The 15280-nt window shown below is 33.0% G+C and carries 16 protein-coding genes and 1 pseudogene; 8 read left to right on the top strand and 9 right to left on the bottom strand.

All coding sequences use genetic code 11. The annotated features are described in order from the left end of the window. Positions 1–447 precede the first annotated feature (447 nt). Both AB8B65_RS09360 and AB8B65_RS09365 read right to left on the bottom strand, forming a co-directional pair. The gene (locus tag AB8B65_RS09360; protein WP_405300705.1) at positions 448–1320 is read right to left on the bottom strand and encodes a DUF4861 family protein; all 873 of its coding nucleotides are present in this window, start codon (positions 1318–1320) and stop codon (positions 448–450) included. Continuing rightward, the gene (locus AB8B65_RS09365; protein ID WP_405300706.1) at positions 1317–1448 is read right to left on the bottom strand and encodes a hypothetical protein; all 132 of its coding nucleotides are present in this window, start codon (positions 1446–1448) and stop codon (positions 1317–1319) included. Before AB8B65_RS09365 ends, AB8B65_RS09360 begins: the two co-directional genes overlap by 4 nt. 450 nt (positions 1449–1898) lie before the next feature. Between AB8B65_RS09365 and AB8B65_RS09370 the strand changes: the two genes are divergently transcribed. Beyond that, entirely contained in the window at positions 1899–2465 is a 567-nt protein-coding gene (locus tag AB8B65_RS09370) for a Gfo/Idh/MocA family oxidoreductase (protein ID WP_405300707.1), read from the top strand. Positions 2466–2496: 31 nt separating this feature from the next. After that, positions 2497–3549, top strand: a complete 1053-nt coding sequence (locus tag AB8B65_RS09375) for a sugar phosphate isomerase/epimerase family protein (protein ID WP_405300691.1) — start codon at positions 2497–2499, stop codon at positions 3547–3549. Positions 3550–3572: 23 nt separating this feature from the next. Here the strand turns inward: AB8B65_RS09375 and AB8B65_RS09380 are convergent, their stop codons facing one another. Then, positions 3573–4652, bottom strand: a complete 1080-nt coding sequence (locus AB8B65_RS09380; protein ID WP_405300693.1) for a formylglycine-generating enzyme family protein — start codon at positions 4650–4652, stop codon at positions 3573–3575. Between the two features lie 302 nt (positions 4653–4954). Here AB8B65_RS09380 and AB8B65_RS09385 point away from each other — a divergent pair, with 302 nt between their 5' ends. The 6 genes from AB8B65_RS09385 (at position 4955) to AB8B65_RS09410 (ending at position 11117) form a co-directional block, all read left to right on the top strand. Next, positions 4955–5953, top strand: a complete 999-nt coding sequence (locus AB8B65_RS09385; protein ID WP_405300694.1) for a GntR family transcriptional regulator — start codon at positions 4955–4957, stop codon at positions 5951–5953. A gap of 1 nt (position 5954) precedes the next feature. Beyond that, a complete protein-coding gene (locus AB8B65_RS09390; protein WP_405300695.1) occupies positions 5955–6881 on the top strand; it encodes an aldose 1-epimerase in 927 nt (308 codons plus the stop codon). 13 nt (positions 6882–6894) lie between these two features. After that, positions 6895–8046 carry a galactokinase gene (galK, locus tag AB8B65_RS09395; protein ID WP_405300696.1) on the top strand — a complete coding sequence of 384 codons (1152 nt, stop codon included), beginning with the start codon at positions 6895–6897 and terminating at the stop codon, positions 8044–8046. A gap of 20 nt (positions 8047–8066) precedes the next feature. Next, entirely contained in the window at positions 8067–9089 is a 1023-nt protein-coding gene (locus AB8B65_RS09400) for a UDP-glucose--hexose-1-phosphate uridylyltransferase (RefSeq protein ID WP_405300697.1), read from the top strand. Between the two features lie 30 nt (positions 9090–9119). Continuing rightward, complete coding sequence (locus AB8B65_RS09405; RefSeq protein ID WP_405300698.1) at positions 9120–9350, top strand: hypothetical protein; 231 nt, start codon at positions 9120–9122, stop codon at positions 9348–9350. A gap of 189 nt (positions 9351–9539) precedes the next feature. Beyond that, entirely contained in the window at positions 9540–11117 is a 1578-nt protein-coding gene (locus tag AB8B65_RS09410) for a solute:sodium symporter family transporter (protein WP_405300699.1), read from the top strand. A gap of 83 nt (positions 11118–11200) precedes the next feature. On the opposite strand, the pseudogene AB8B65_RS09415 reads toward AB8B65_RS09410, so the two are convergent. The 6 genes and pseudogenes from AB8B65_RS09415 to AB8B65_RS09440 form a co-directional block, all read right to left on the bottom strand. After that, a pseudogene (locus AB8B65_RS09415) lies at positions 11201–11368 on the bottom strand (xylose isomerase); the annotation flags it as partial. A 31-nt stretch (positions 11369–11399) separates the two neighbouring features. Then, positions 11400–13031, bottom strand: coding sequence for an ArnT family glycosyltransferase (locus tag AB8B65_RS09420; RefSeq protein ID WP_405300700.1), 1632 nt, complete (start codon positions 13029–13031; stop codon positions 11400–11402). Beyond that, positions 13028–13648 carry a lipid-A-disaccharide synthase N-terminal domain-containing protein gene (locus AB8B65_RS09425; RefSeq protein WP_405300701.1) on the bottom strand — a complete coding sequence of 207 codons (621 nt, stop codon included), beginning with the start codon at positions 13646–13648 and terminating at the stop codon, positions 13028–13030. Before AB8B65_RS09425 ends, AB8B65_RS09420 begins: the two co-directional genes overlap by 4 nt. Next, entirely contained in the window at positions 13645–14358 is a 714-nt protein-coding gene (locus AB8B65_RS09430) for a glycosyltransferase (RefSeq protein ID WP_405300702.1), read from the bottom strand. Before AB8B65_RS09430 ends, AB8B65_RS09425 begins: the two co-directional genes overlap by 4 nt. 117 nt (positions 14359–14475) lie before the next feature. Then, on the bottom strand, positions 14476–14913 hold the full coding sequence (locus AB8B65_RS09435; RefSeq protein ID WP_405300703.1) for a hypothetical protein: 438 nt from the start codon (positions 14911–14913) through the stop codon (positions 14476–14478). A 13-nt stretch (positions 14914–14926) separates the two neighbouring features. After that, on the bottom strand, positions 14927–15280 hold a 354-nt coding region (locus tag AB8B65_RS09440), incomplete at its 5' end, for a DUF6428 family protein (RefSeq protein WP_405300704.1).

Here is a 15280-nt window from a genome sequence, read left to right on the forward strand (position 1 = left end):
CTAAAATTCTAAGAGTGTCAGCGATCTAACAGCGAAGCGCATCTAAAATCACAACAAAAAATGGCTATTACTAAAGAAACAGATTGCCACGTCGCTATGCTTCTCGCAAGGACGTTTCAATGACTACCAAAATATCAAGAGCGAAACGATCTAAAGATCTAATAGGCAAAGCCGATACCAAAAATCTAAAAGCAACGCGATCTAATAGCAAAAGCGCATCTAAAAATCCAAACCCAAAGTTTCTAAAGTCGAACTTTTTGATTGAAGATTTAAAAGCTATTTACTTACTTGTAAAAGAGTATTCTAGCTTGTACATTGTATAAAAAAAAAAAAAAAATATGTCGCTAAACAACCTTGAATCATTGAATTTTAAATTTTTGAATATTAGCAATTGTTTTTCAGCGATGGTTTTTTGGATGTAAATTAGAATGATCACCTAAATGCGAATCATTTTATTGATATTACCAATGGATTATTAATTTTTAAGGAATATATATTTAAATGATCTTCCCATTCTAAATTATTTTTAAACTGTCCGCTTTTTTTCCAACCAAAACCAGCAAAATAAGTTACTTTATTATCTATTACATTTAAATTAGCGTAGCTATTACTCAGGTCTCTTTTATCTGTAATATGCTTGTCTGAATCAATAAAATATTTTTTTTCTGAGACAATAGCTGTTCCCATTTCAGAGTCTGCGTGTGGTTGCCAGTAGCTTACCCATGAGTTTTCTTTATTTACACTTGTTTTTCCATCATTTTCATGTAAAGTCAATCCGGCAGAAATAGTTTTTGTGCCTTTTATAGTCAGTTCAAATCGAGATAAATTTTGACCATAGTCTAAGCTAATAATTTTAGATTCCTGAATAATATTTCCATTAGCATCCCAATCATCATATTTTAAATAAAAACTAGTTCTAATAGGTCCAACAGTTATGGTTTTCCATTCGGTATAGTTTTTAGAAAAATAATATAGATTTTCATTTTTTACCGCAATACCTCCAACACCGCGACTTACACCTACATGAAAATTATCAAGACCTTCACCAGTATCTTCATGATAGCTTCCTGTGCCTTCTGTATACTTCTTATACCATTTATTTATAATAGGATATTCTACTTTTTTTAACCAAGCATCAATACCACTAGATAATGTTCCATTAGGTTTTCCTTTTTCAAAAAGGTTCTGCGCTGTTGGACCATAAACTCTAAATGCTACTTTGTTATTTTCCCAAGCATAATCATCTGTGCGTTCGGGAACAAAACGCGAATAACAGTACTGTAAACTTTCGGGTTTTTGATGCTCAGAAATTGCAACTATTTCAAAGGCTTTTCTGAGTTAGGAGCTATTTTAGGTTGAAAAAGTAAAACGTCAAAAACACCATCTCCATTGGTGTCAACTACTTGAGTAACTAGTAATTGATCTGTGTTTACATCTTTAATTCCAATATTTGATAAATCATCAAGCTTTAAAAATTATTTTGACAACTCAACGGTTTCAAATGTCCTCTCTATATTGAGGGTATTCTTAATTAAGATAATTCTATTTTCCTTTCTATTAGAACAACAAAATAATAGTATTACACAACAACATAGAAAGGTTAATCTTCTAAAATTCATAATTTATCGTAATTCGGTTATTTTGTATTGGAAGGTTTTGATATATTCAATTCACAATTTGTAATAATTCCAAACATTGTCTTCTAAACCCTATGTTTATTGTTTGTGTGGACTTTCAAAATTGTTTTTATAAAAATACTTAGCAGCACATACTCCTATTACATGAATTGTTTCAATCTACATAACATATGGTTTTAGGTTTGTTTTTAGGTTATTATTTCTTCTTCAAAACATCTGTACTGAATATATTTATGAAGCGTAGACCCTAAACGCTCAGGAATTGGAGGTGCTTTAGGTGATATTGGAACTCATGCCGAAAATTTAGTCGAATATATTACGGGACTAAAAATAGAAGAATTAGCAGCAGATCTTGGGCGTTTTGGTAAAGGTAGAATCTTGGATGATGATGGTAATTTACTGCTTCGTATGGATAATGGAGCAAAAGGAACCATGTCTATTTCTCAAATAGCGTTAGGCGAAGAAAACAATTTGGCAATACGGGTTTATGGTGAAAAAGGAAGCTTAGAATGGCATCAAGAAAACCCAAATCAATTAATCACACATTGGTTAGAAGCTCCAGTAAAAATATACACGCCAAATGGAAATGATTTATATCCTGAAGCTTTAAACGTTTCGCGAATTCCTGCCGGACATCCTGAAGGGTATTTGGAAGCATTTGCTACGATCTATAAAAATTTTGCAACACATCTAATGGCGGTTTTAAATGGAGAAGTTATAGAAAACCCAGATTATCCAACGGTAAAAGATGGACTAAGAGGCATGAAATTTATCTATGCCGCAGTAAAGAGTGATCGTAATAATGCTGAATGGACAAAATTAAAATAACAAAACAATATCTTAAATTCATAAAAATCATATGAAAACAATAAAAGGACCCGCAATTTTTTTAGCACAATTTGCAGATAGTAAAGCACCGTTTAACAGTTTGGATAGTATCTGTAAATGGGCAGCAGATTTAGGATATAAAGGGATTCAAATTCCAACATGGGAATCCAACTTGATAGATCTTGATAAAGCAGCATCAAGTAAAACCTATTGTGACGAATTAAAAGGAAAAGTACAGTCCTACGGATTAGAAATAACTGAACTTTCAACTCATCTTCAAGGTCAGTTAGTCGCTGTACATCCAGCATACGATTTAATGTTTGATAATTTTGCGCCAGAAAGCTGTAGAAACAATCCCAAAAAAAGAACAGAATGGGCGGTTCAGCAATTAAAAAATTCAGCAATTGCAAGTAATCATTTAGGCATCAAAGCACATGCTACATTTTCGGGTTCATTACTTTGGCATACGGTGTATCCTTGGCCGCAAAGACCTGATGGATTAGTAGCTATGGGATTTGAAGAATTGGCAAAACGTTGGTTGCCTATTTTAAATGTTTTTGAAGACAATGATGTAGATGTTTGCTACGAAATTCATCCTGGGGAAGACCTACACGACGGCGTTACATTTGAACGCTTTTTAGAAGCTACAGGACATCATAAACGTGTCAATATATTATATGATCCTAGTCATTTTGTACTGCAACAATTGGACTATTTGAAATTTATAGATTACTACCATGAGTATATAAAAATGTTTCATGTTAAAGATGCAGAATTCAATCCATCTGGTAAAAGTGGAATTTATGGTGGTTACCAAAGCTGGAAAGAACGTCCTGGACGATTTAGGTCATTAGGTGACGGTCAAGTAGATTTTAAAAGTATTTTTTCTAAACTCACAACATATGATTGCGATGTTTGGGCAGTAATGGAATGGGAATGCTGTATAAAATCTTCAAAACAAGGTGCAGCAGAAGGTGCTCCTTTTATTAAAAAGCATATTATTGAAGCTGCAGAACGCGGATTTGATGATTTCGCAGGCGGAGATATAGACAAAGCATATTTAAAAAAGATTCTGGGTTTATAAAAATAACTCCATTAACGATATACTTATTCGTTTTTTAAAGCTACCATCTCTTTTGTGGCTACTGTTCTAAATCCAACATGGTCCGAGCTTGAATCTGGGCTAAATCCCATTTTTGAAGAAATTCTAAAGCTTGCACAATACGATGCATGACAAAGGAAAGAACCGCCTTTAATAACGCGTTCTTTAGCATATGGATTCTCTGGGTTAAATGCTTTATCAGCTCCTTTGGGATTTATTACAGTTTTGTCGCTGTCTAATTTTTTGTAATAGTTAATATTGAATAAATCGCTTGTGAGTTCCCATACATTTCCTGACATATCAAAAAGACCAATTGTATTAGGTTCAAACGATTTTACTGGCGCAATGTATTTGTGACCATCAATAGGTTTATTTACTGTTGGAAATACGCCTTGCCATGTATTGGCTTTTTTATTTAGTAATTGAGAGTCGTTTCCCCAAGTAAAAGTAGCATCGGTTTGAGTGCCTTGCGCTGCGGCTTCCCATTCGGCTTCTGTTGGTAATCTTCTATTTGCCCATTTGCAATACGCAAGTGCGTCTTCATAAGCAATATGTACTACAGGATAATCATCTTGACCTTCTATTGAAGATCCTGGTCCTTGAGGACGTTTCCAATTGGCGCCCACTTTCCAAGTCCACCATTGTCCATAATTTTGCATGTTGACAACAGCGTTTACATGCTTATTAAATATTAAACTTCCAGGTTGTAGTATGGAATCATGAGGTTTTTGTGTGTTTGGAGGAAGTTCTTTTTTCATTACTTCCCAGTCAATCTCTCTTTCTGCAACAGTTACGTAATTGGTAGCTTCAACAAATGCTCTAAATTGTTTATTGGTTACTTCTGTAGCATCTATAAAAAAGCCATCAACCGTTACTTTATGTGCTGGTTTCTCTCGTGACATGGCATAATTATCGGAAGCCTTTGCACCTTGAAGAAATGTCTTAGGTGCTACCCAAACCATGCCTTCTGGAGTGTTTACTTTTAAATTAGATTTGTTGTTTGTACTATTTTCTTTTTTGCATCCAGATAAGCTTAGTAAATAAAGGCTCAATAAAAATGCTTTTTGCAAAGCGGATAGTCTCATATTTTAATTGAATTAAGAATATGTAAATGTTGTATTTCTTTGTCAAAAATAGCGATTACTATTGGTTTCACAACTTTTATTGGTTTTGTTCTTGTTTTAAAAAGAGTTTAATGTACAGGATTTTATATCAAATTATTTTAGCTACGTAATTAACTATTGTCACCTTGGGCATTGGTTGAAAAGGAATATATATTCTTTAAAAACGATGGTCTAATTGGGTTTTGAATTCATATTAATAAATAAATGAAACATACTAGTACCTACCAGTTTGTTTAGTGGTAATATTATTATATATTTGTTGCATGGCTATAGTACCAGTTATTGAAGAATCTAGCATACCAAAATATAAACAAATAGTAACTTCTATTGAAGATGCTATCGTTAGTGGTGCCTTAAAAAAAGGAGATAAATTACCATCTCTTAATAGTATTAAAAATCAACATTCATTATCTAGAGATACTGTTTTAATGGCGTTTAATGAGCTAAAAATGCGTGGCGTTATTCAATCTATAGTTGGTAAAGGTTATTATGTTACAAGTGAAGATATTGATGTAAAACAGAAAGTATTTTTACTTTTTGATGAGTTTAATTCTTTTAAGGAAGACCTCTATAATTCATTTTTGAGTAATCTCGGTGTTCATGTTCAAGTCGATATTTTTTTCCATCATTTTAATAAAGATATGTTTGGTAAACTTATTAATGATAATGTTGGCAATTACAGTCATTACGTCGTTATGCCTGCTAATTTAATAGGTACACAAGAGGTTTTAAAGCGCTTGCCAGAGGATAAGGTTTACATTTTAGACCAGACACATGCCAATTTGGACACCTATCCATCTGTTCATCAAAATTTTGAAAAAGATATTTATAATGGTCTTCTAGAAGGTAAATCGCTTATCAGTAAATACAAGAAAATGGTATTGTCATTTTCTTCAGAAAAACAACCTGAAGGTATTCTTAATGGATTTAAATTGTTTTGTGAAAATGAAAATATTGACTATGAAATTGTCGATTCAATTAAAAACAGAGCCTTAAAAAAAGGAGAAGTTTACATCCTACTTGACGATAAAAGCTTAATAAGAATCATCAAAAAAATAAAAGAACAACAATTACTATTAGGAGAAGAAATAGGGATTATCTCATACAACGAAACGCTATTAAAAGAAATAGTTGAAGGCGGAATAACTACCATATCAACAGATTTTAATTTAATGAGCAAGCGTTTGGCAGAAATGATACTCACCAACGAACATATTCAAGTAGATAATCCTAGCCGTTTAATCATTAGAAAATCGTTATAAATTGTACAAACAAACTACATATAAAAAAGAAGGGCTTGAATACATAGAGCTATTTGATAGTAATGGTTTTTCAAAAGTAAAAATAAGCGTTGACCAAGGCGCAAGTGTATTGAATTTGAAACTTGATAACGCGCAAGTCATTGACATGGATTCATCAAGTTACGAAGACACGTATGCGTCGTCTATTTTGTTTCCGTTTGCCAATCGTGTAAAAAACGGAACCTATAAGCACAATAACAAAACCTATCAATTAGACTGTAACGATATGCCACGAAATAACGCACTTCATGGTTTAGTCTACAACAAAAGAATAGCAGTAAAAACTACTGAATTAACTGCAGATTTTGGTTTGGTGACATTGCATTATTCAAATGATGGTGCATCTATTGGGTTTCCTTTTACATACGAATTACTTGTAACGTATAAGTTAAAAAACAACGCATTAACGGTAACGGTAAAAGTGGAAAATACAGATTCAAGCTTTTTTCCTTTCACCTTAGGTTGGCATCCTTATTTTAAAAGTGAAGATCTTTATAACAGTTATCTCCGTTTTAAAAGTACTAAAAAGCTAAAGTTTGACAATCAGTTAATTCCTTTAGATATTGAAGCTTATACCCAAACAGAAGCATTACAGATTAAAGACAGTAAACTAGACGATTGTTATATTTTATCAGACAACGAAGTAGAATTTGTGACACCAACATATAATATGAAAATAAGCACAACTTCAATAGATAATTTTTTGCAACTCTATACGCCAGAAAAACGCAATACAATTGCTATTGAGCCTATGACAGGTGTTTCAGATAGTTTAAATAATAAAATAGGATTGCAAATTCTTGATGTAGGTAAAACGTATGAAGTTAGTTGGAATATTATCATAGAGAACTTAACAAAAAACATGAATACTAAAGGATACAATTCTTAATAGATATTGAATTATGAATAAGAAATTGGTAAAAGAAGTTAAAAAAAGATATAAAACTCAATTTAACACCAAGCCAGAAATGGTATTCTCTCCCGGAAGAATAAACCTCATAGGAGAGTATACCGATTTCAATGAAGGCTTTGTATTTCCAGGTGCGATTAATAAAGGGATCGTGTTGGCTATACATAAAAGCCACACAGATACTTGTCAAGTACACGCCTTAAATAAAGATGAAACTTACAAATTTGACTTAGCTGCCATCGAACCATTACAAAATGGAGGTTGGAGAAATTATATTTTAGGTGTCGTAGCTGAAGCTCAAAAAAGAGGACATAATATTGATAATTTTAATGCTGTTTTTGCGGGTGATATTCCTGGAGGAGCAGGTTTGTCGTCATCTGCTGCGTTAGAAAACAGTTTTATCTTCGGATTGAATGAGTTGTTCAATCTTAAGCTTTCAAAAACTGAAATGATATTAATATCACAAAAAGCCGAGCATAATTATGCTGGTGTAAAATGTGGTATTATGGATCAATATGCAAGTATGTTTGGCGTTAAAAAAAGCGCTTTGCTTTTAGATTGTAGAACGATTACATCGGAACCATTTCAAATAAACTTAGGGAAATACAAATTACTACTGATCAATACCAATGTAAAGCACGATTTATCTGAAAGTGCCTATAACGACAGGCGAGCAGTTTGCGAAGACGTGTCAAATAAATTAAATATTGAAGCGTTGCGAGATGCATCAAAAGAAGCATTAAATAGTATCAAGAAAGATATCACAGACGAAGATTTTCAGAAAGCTTTATACGTTATTGAAGAAAATGAACGTGTGAAATTATTTTCAGAAGCCATACAGCAAGACGATTTAGAAACCTTAGGTAAGTTAATTTATCAATCACATCATGGATTAAGTAGTCAGTTTAAAGTGAGTTGTGAGGAGTTAGACTTTTTAGTCGATGCAACCAAAGATAATCCAAACATACTTGGAGCACGAATGATGGGCGGCGGATTTGGTGGCTGTACGATCAATCTAATTTTAGAAGATGAAGTGAAAAAGTTCAAAAAAGAAGTCTCAAAAAAGTATCTAGAAAAGTACGGGAAAGCCTGTTCAATCTATAGTGTAAAGCTATCTAGAGGAACTAAAGTCATTAAAAAATAGAATAGTATAATTAAAAAATAATGAATACAGATTTACAAGATTATTCACATAAACGCCTTAATATCCTAACGGGAGAATGGGTGTTGGTATCGCCACACAGATCCAAACGACCTTGGCAAGGACAAAACGAAGCTGTGTCTAACGAGGTAAGACCTTCATATGACCCAAGCTGTTATTTATGTCCAGGAAATACTAGAATTAATGGAGAAAAAAATCCAGATTATAAGGACGTTTTTGTATTTACCAATGATTTTGCAGCATTGCAAAAAGACTCTAAATCCTTTTCTATTAACGATGGTTTGTTAAGAGCAGAAAGTGAGGTAGGTATATGTAAAGTTATCTGTTTTAGTCCAGACCATTCTAAAAGTTTGGCAGATATGGATACCATCGCTATTAATAAAGTTGTGAAGACTTGGCAAGAAGAATATAGTACTTTAGGCGCAAATGATTCCATTAACTATGTTCAAATATTCGAAAACAAAGGAGCCGTAATGGGTTGTAGTAATCCACATCCGCATGGACAAATTTGGAGTCAGTCTACATTGCCTAATGAGGTTGAAAAAAAGGACAATAAGCAAAAAGCTTATTATAGCAAGAATCAAACTAGTTTATTAGGCGATTATTTAAAACAAGAATTAGAAGTAAAAGAGCGTATCATTTATCAGAATGATGATTTTGTGGTACTTACTCCTTTTTGGGCAGTTTGGCCTTTTGAAACCATGATTGTTCCAAAACAAAAGCAACGTAATATAACAGAAATGTCGGAAGCTGAAAGTTTAGCTTTTGCGGATGCAATTTCTAAAATTACAAAAGCGTATGACAAGTTGTTTGAGTGTTCTTTCCCGTATTCTAGCGGAATTCATCAATCACCAACAAATGGAGAGCCAAACCAACATTGGCATTGGCATATGAGTTTTTATCCGCCATTATTAAGAAGTGCAACTGTAAAGAAATTTATGGTAGGTTATGAAATGTTTGGGTCGCCACAGCGCGATATTACTGCAGAGCAAGCAGTAGATAGATTAAGAGTATTAATAGCGTAAATATTCTTTTTAGAATTAAAATAACTAAGAATGAAAAAAAGTAAATTTCCTGATGCTTTCGAAACAGAAAGGCTTGAAAAAGGATATGGTAAAATCGATGACCAAGGTGAGGAAGTGACACTTGTTTTAGGTCATAAAGATATTCGTAAATGTGCACATAATTGGAAAACATATCAATCAGGAGGAACAGTAGGTCGTATCGTAATTCCTTCCGAAGAACATATAAGAGAGACACGTCAAAGACACCTTATTGTTTTTTAATACATTCAATTAAGAAGCAATAAAACCTGATTTTTTTCAAATAAAAAACGCTAATTATATAATCAGCTATTCTTCAGCTACAAAAGATTAAAATTTATACCATTAGTTGCATAAATAAATCAATTCATTGTATCGTTTTGTAAATTTATCTAATACATTTAGGCCTTTAACTTAAAACTATACTATAAAATGTTAGGAATTATTTCTTTTGTCGGCTTTACCTTATTGGTTGCTGTCATTGCTTATGTATCAACCAGAAAAACAAACGAAAATTCATCTGAAGGTTATTTTTTAGCAGGACGTAGTTTGACTGCTGGTGTTATTGCAGGTTCATTATTATTAACCAACCTGTCTACAGAGCAAATCATAGGTTTAAATGGAGATGCTTATACAGATGGTATCTTAGTAATGGCTTGGGAAACTCTAGCTGCAATAGCAATGGTTGTTACAGCAATATATTTATTGCCAAAATATTTAAAAGGTGGTATTTCTACCATTCCAACATTTTTAGAACGTCGTTTTGATAGTGTTACAAAGGCATTAACATCGGGTCTATTCCTTACTGGATATGCAGTAGTTTTATTGCCAATGGTACTTTTTACGGGATCTAAGGCAATTAGCGGTATGTTTGGTTTTCCAGAATTATTAGGTATTTCTGAAACACAATCTATATGGTTGTGTGTATGGTCTATTGGTCTCATAGGATCTATATATGCAATTTTTGGAGGCTTAAAAGCGGTAGCAGTCTCAGATACGATTAATGCCATTGGTTTATTAATTGGAGGACTTTTAATTCCTGCTTTTGGTTTAATGGCGATAAGTGATGATGGAAGTGTGCTAGGCGGTTTAAGTCAGTTAGTTGCTGATAACCCTGAAAAATTTGATTCAATAGGGAAGCCAGATTCTTCTATTCCTTTTGCTACTATTTTTACAGGGATGATGTTAGTACAGTTATTTTATTGGGGAACAAACCAGCAAATAATACAACGTGCTTTAGGAGCTAAAAATTTAGCTGAAGGACAAAAAGGATTAACTATAGCAGCTTTTATTAAAATATTAGGACCAATTATAGTTGTTTTACCAGGTATTATAGCATATCATAAATATGGCGCAGGATTACATACAAGTGATGTGTATCCTAAGTTAGTTGCAGATGTATTACCAGATGCTTGGGTAGGATTTTTTGCAGCAGTACTTTTTGGAGCTATATTAAGTTCTTTTAATTCAGCATTAAATAGTTGTGTTACATTATATGGCGTAGATATATACAAACAATTCATAAATAAAGAAGCAGAAGATGAAAAAGTGGTAAAAGTAGGAAAGCGTTTTGGTATTATATTAGCCGTTTTTGCGATGTTTATTGCACCTTTTTTAATGTATGCAGAAAGTATTTTTGGATACTTACAAACCGTAAACGGAGCTTACAGTATTCCTATATTATCAGTAATTGTAATAGGCTTTTTATCTAAGCGTGTTCCAGCAATTGCAGCCAAAGTAGGTATTATATTCTCATTTGTTTTATATGTAACGTATATTATTTTATCGAAAGGATTTGATGTAGATTTACCACACATGTTACATGTACAAGCCATAACTTTTGTATTAGCAATAATTATTATGTTAGTCATTGGTAAAATGAAACCTAGAACAACAGATTATGTTCAAAAATATACGGAAGATGTAGATATTACACCTTGGAAATATGTAAAGCCAGTAGGTCTTGCAATTTGTGTAGTTGTAATAAGTACGTACTTTATTTTTAGCTAGTAATCAAACAGAGAATTTACAATACAAAAAAATCCAGTGTTACTTAAAACACTGGATTTTTTTATGTATTAAAATAAAATATTTTAGATGTATTGATTGATAATGTTTTCAAACAACTCTTGTTTACCACTTTGTAATGATAACTCACCGTTTTGGTTAGCAATTTTGTATAAATCGTTCATTGAAAGTTTTCCTTGCTCAAAATCTTTTCCGTTACCAGCGTCAAAAGAAGCGTAACGTTGTGTTCTTAAAAAGGCAAAGCCGATACTAACATCCAAAAACCTACTTTTTCTCCACCAAATACATATCGGTACGTAATCGATCTTTATAATCTCTCTTTGTATCTTCAATAGGATTCAAATCAAATGTTTCTAAGTGTGTAATTTTATAATTTGGAAATGCTTTTTCTAAACTTTTCTTAGCACCAATCATCACCAATGCTTTAAATGTAGTTTCTTTCGGAACTTCCAATGCATGACTGTGAAGTAACGGAACTTTTCCACCATAATCCCACACCAACTCTGGTGATTGTATATTAAACATGTACACAGGAACTTTTTCGATTTCAGCTTTGCGCGATATATCTTCCAGCGAATTATAATCAGGATTATCCAAAAAGGCACTTGCCAACGGAAAACCAAACGTAATTGTTGTCATTAAGAAGAAAACAATCAAATAGAAAACACGCTGAATTTTTTGTTCATAGAGATATTTCAGAATAAAAAATCCAATCGGAACCAACACTAAAGAAGTGAGTATAAAAGGTATATAAAATCCTGTAAGATTGTCTTTTAAGAAAATATACCCTACAATTGGGAATGCCAATCCAACCAATCCGATTAAACCAAAATTTAAGTAAATCGGAATGCGTTCCAGCTTTTCCATTTTTGATTGAAACGATTTAAAAACATACATAATAAAAAAGCTCGTCGTATATGCTAACGGAATTAAAACGGGTAATAAATAGCGCGATTTCTTTTCAGGGATTAGTGATAATAGTACAACTGCAGCCAAAGTCCAAAACAAGCTGAACTTATAGGCTTTCAAATTCTCCACACGTGTTTTTAAATACGGATATAGCAAGCTTACAAAGGCAACAACTGTCCAAACACCCGATTGTACAAAGAAACTCCAATAGTAATAAAACGGACGTACATTACGATCTTTCCATGCAGTTGTTTCTTTCTCTGCAATGGCTCTAGCAGTTTCGCCATCCATTACACTAATATAATATGGCCACCAAGCGGAAATAATGGCAGTAACCAAAATCAAACCGACTAAAGGCAACCATTTTTTCCTAAAGTTCGAATATTTATATACAATACTATAGGCAATGATAAAAGGTAAAAACAGGGCAAAATGCGAGACTGGACCTTTACTCATAAAGGACAAACCAATAAAAGTTCCGGCGAGTAACGCGTTGCGCCATATTTTTGAATCTTCGGAAAAGAATTGAAAAATATAGTAAATTCCAATGATCATAAAACCGTGTGCAAAAATATCCCAAGTTCCATTTCTACCAGCAAAAACAATGTAAAAGGAAGTTGCAAGAATCAAACTATTAATGAAAGCTTGTTTCTTATCTTTTAAAAATTTTATTCCAAAACGATAGGAGAAAAGTACCAAAATCAGTGTAATTAGTGCAGAAGGAATTCGCAATGCAATCAAACTTTTAAATCCAAAAAGCATTCCGCTAAAAGCAGCCAACCAAGTTGGTAACGGCGGTTTTTCGTAACGTGGTTCACCGTTCATTGTGGTCAATAACCAACTGTCATCAGAAACCATTTCACGTGCAGTAATAAAGTTTCGCGCCTCCATGATATTCGGATACAATACATCAAGATTCATAAAAAAGATAAAAAAACATACTATAACGAGTATCCAAACGTAATTTTTCTCCTGTATAAAATTCATGAGTGATTTCTTAAAAGCATTATGTTTCTAACGTAGGTGACAATACCAAATATATGACCTGCAATCAAAATAGGATCTTTTCTAAAAATGGCATACGTAAATATCAAACTCGCGCCAAGCAAACTTAACATCCAAAAACCTAAAGGTAAACTCGATTCTTTTTTTCGTTCCGAATAAATCCACTGATATACAAAGCGTAAGGTAAAAATAATTTGAGAAATGATGCCTAAATACAACAACCAATCTGGAATGTCTTGACTGTTGAGTAAATTATAAATGTCTTGTTTGTTGTTGTTGTACCCGATTGCAATAATGATCAATGGAAAGATAATGATAAAAATTCGCACCAATTGATGCATACGCTTCCATTCGCCTTGCAATTGTATGTTTCTGACGTAAATAAAATACGTTAGCACTTGCCCAAGCATGATGGCAAAATCGTTTCGTAAATAACCGTATACAAAGAGTAGGAAAGAAGCAACTAAACTCAGCTTCCAAAACAAAGCTGGAGTTAATACTTTTTTGTTTCTTTCAGAAATAACCCATTGTAATAAGGTTCTTCCTGAAAATAATAACTGTGCCAATGCACCAATTCCATAAATGAGCCAAGTCATCATCCTTTCTTAGCAATAGAGTAGTTGATGTACTTTTTTTTCATCCAAACATAGGCAAAGCAATCCATTAGCGGACCAAACAAACGATTCCACAATCCGTATTTAGCTTCTCCCGCAATTCTTGGAAAATGCTGTACAGGAATTTGCTTAATTTTTCCATCTTGCAGTAAAATCATTGCAGGTAAAAAACGGTGCAATCCTTTAAACATTGGAATGCGTTTTGCAAAGTCAGTTTTTATGATTTTTAACGGACAACCTGTATCGTCCATACCATCTTTGGTAAACGCTCTACGAATACCATTGGCAATTTTTGAAGACATATTTTTTACAAACGAATCTTTTCGGTTGGCGCGTACACCTGTTACCAAATCGTATTCACCAATATGTTCTAGGAGTAAATCAAAGTCAGCAGGCGCAGTTTGTAAATCGGAATCAATATAACCAACTAAACTGGTGTCAGTATTATCAAATCCTGCTTTAATAGCGGCACTTAATCCGCGATTTTCAGCAAAGCATACAAAATTGAAAATGGTGCTATTGGCACAAATATTTTCAATCATTTCCTGACTTTTATCTTTTGAGCCATCGTTTACAAACAAAATTTTGACAGGAATTTTTGCAGATGCGGCATACGCACCAAGTTCTTTTTCAACTCTTTCTAAATTATCTTCTTCATTATAAACGGGAACGACAATAGTAAGTTCTTTATCCATGTACTAAGACTTTGTTTCTGTAAATAGCTTAAAAATTTGCGTCAAAGTTATTGTTTTTTTACAATATCGACTGTATGAATCGAATTTATTAGTTTTTGTTTGGTTCAACTTTATAAATTAATTGAATTTTGCGTCGTATGTTTTGATTTTTGCAAAGAGCGTATCATATATTTTTCCTTCATAAATTATAAAGAATACAAGCAGTTTATCTTCAATTTCTTTTCCTATCGGATATCCTAAAACAACGTACTTTTCGCTTTCAAATTCATACAATGGATACGATATCAGTTCTAGGAATTTATCTTTATTAAAACGATCGCCCTTTTTTAAATAGTTTTTAACTAAATCTTTTACAATTCTTCTTTTGGTGTCCATAAAAGGCATGGCATTCCACCTTTTTATAGTGAAATCGATATCTTCTTCTGGACTCGATATATCGTCCCAACTTACGATTTCAATATTTTCATAGAATTTTTCTAATGCTTTGGGTTTTCCGTTTCCACAAGCAGAAAGCAAAATTAAAATGATGGCTAATAAAGTATAATTCCGTGTCATAAAATGTTGGTTATTAACAACAACCTGAATTCGGATCGCAACCGCCATTCATTTGCGCTTGCAATTCAGATAATTTCATCTTTGGTTTTTCCGCTGGAATTCCGCAATTATCTTTTGCCAAACAATCGGTTTGTTTTGTAGTTAATATGAAATGATTATCTGCAAAATCCAATCCGTACTTCCCAATCGTTTCCGCTTGGTATTCTACCTCAACTTCCCAATCTTCAATACCTAACACTTTTTCAGAAAGTTCAATAATGTTCATTAATTTTTTTGGTTCCAAACGATGATCTATATCGTCAGCAGACCACAATTGAAAGTTGACTACGTTTTCATTTCGTACAACGCCGCCGCAATCGATAAAATT

The sequence above is a fragment of the Kordia sp. genome, assembly GCF_045105435.1.
GTDB lineage: Bacteria > Bacteroidota > Bacteroidia > Flavobacteriales > Flavobacteriaceae > Kordia.

Coding starts and splice junctions, on each gene's coding strand:
- galK (WP_405300696.1), top strand. CDS start 6,895: ATGAATAAGAAATTGGTAAAAGAAGTTAAAAAAAGATATAAAACTCAA.
- AB8B65_RS09380 (WP_405300693.1), bottom strand. CDS start 4,652: ATGAGACTATCCGCTTTGCAAAAAGCATTTTTATTGAGCCTTTATTTA.
- AB8B65_RS09410 (WP_405300699.1), top strand. CDS start 9,540: ATGTTAGGAATTATTTCTTTTGTCGGCTTTACCTTATTGGTTGCTGTC.
- AB8B65_RS09400 (WP_405300697.1), top strand. CDS start 8,067: ATGAATACAGATTTACAAGATTATTCACATAAACGCCTTAATATCCTA.
- AB8B65_RS09430 (WP_405300702.1), bottom strand. CDS start 14,358: ATGGATAAAGAACTTACTATTGTCGTTCCCGTTTATAATGAAGAAGAT.
- AB8B65_RS09385 (WP_405300694.1), top strand. CDS start 4,955: ATGGCTATAGTACCAGTTATTGAAGAATCTAGCATACCAAAATATAAA.
- AB8B65_RS09435 (WP_405300703.1), bottom strand. CDS start 14,913: ATGACACGGAATTATACTTTATTAGCCATCATTTTAATTTTGCTTTCT.
- AB8B65_RS09425 (WP_405300701.1), bottom strand. CDS start 13,648: ATGATGACTTGGCTCATTTATGGAATTGGTGCATTGGCACAGTTATTA.
- AB8B65_RS09420 (WP_405300700.1), bottom strand. CDS start 13,031: ATGAATTTTATACAGGAGAAAAATTACGTTTGGATACTCGTTATAGTA.
- AB8B65_RS09375 (WP_405300691.1), top strand. CDS start 2,497: ATGAAAACAATAAAAGGACCCGCAATTTTTTTAGCACAATTTGCAGAT.
- AB8B65_RS09405 (WP_405300698.1), top strand. CDS start 9,120: ATGAAAAAAAGTAAATTTCCTGATGCTTTCGAAACAGAAAGGCTTGAA.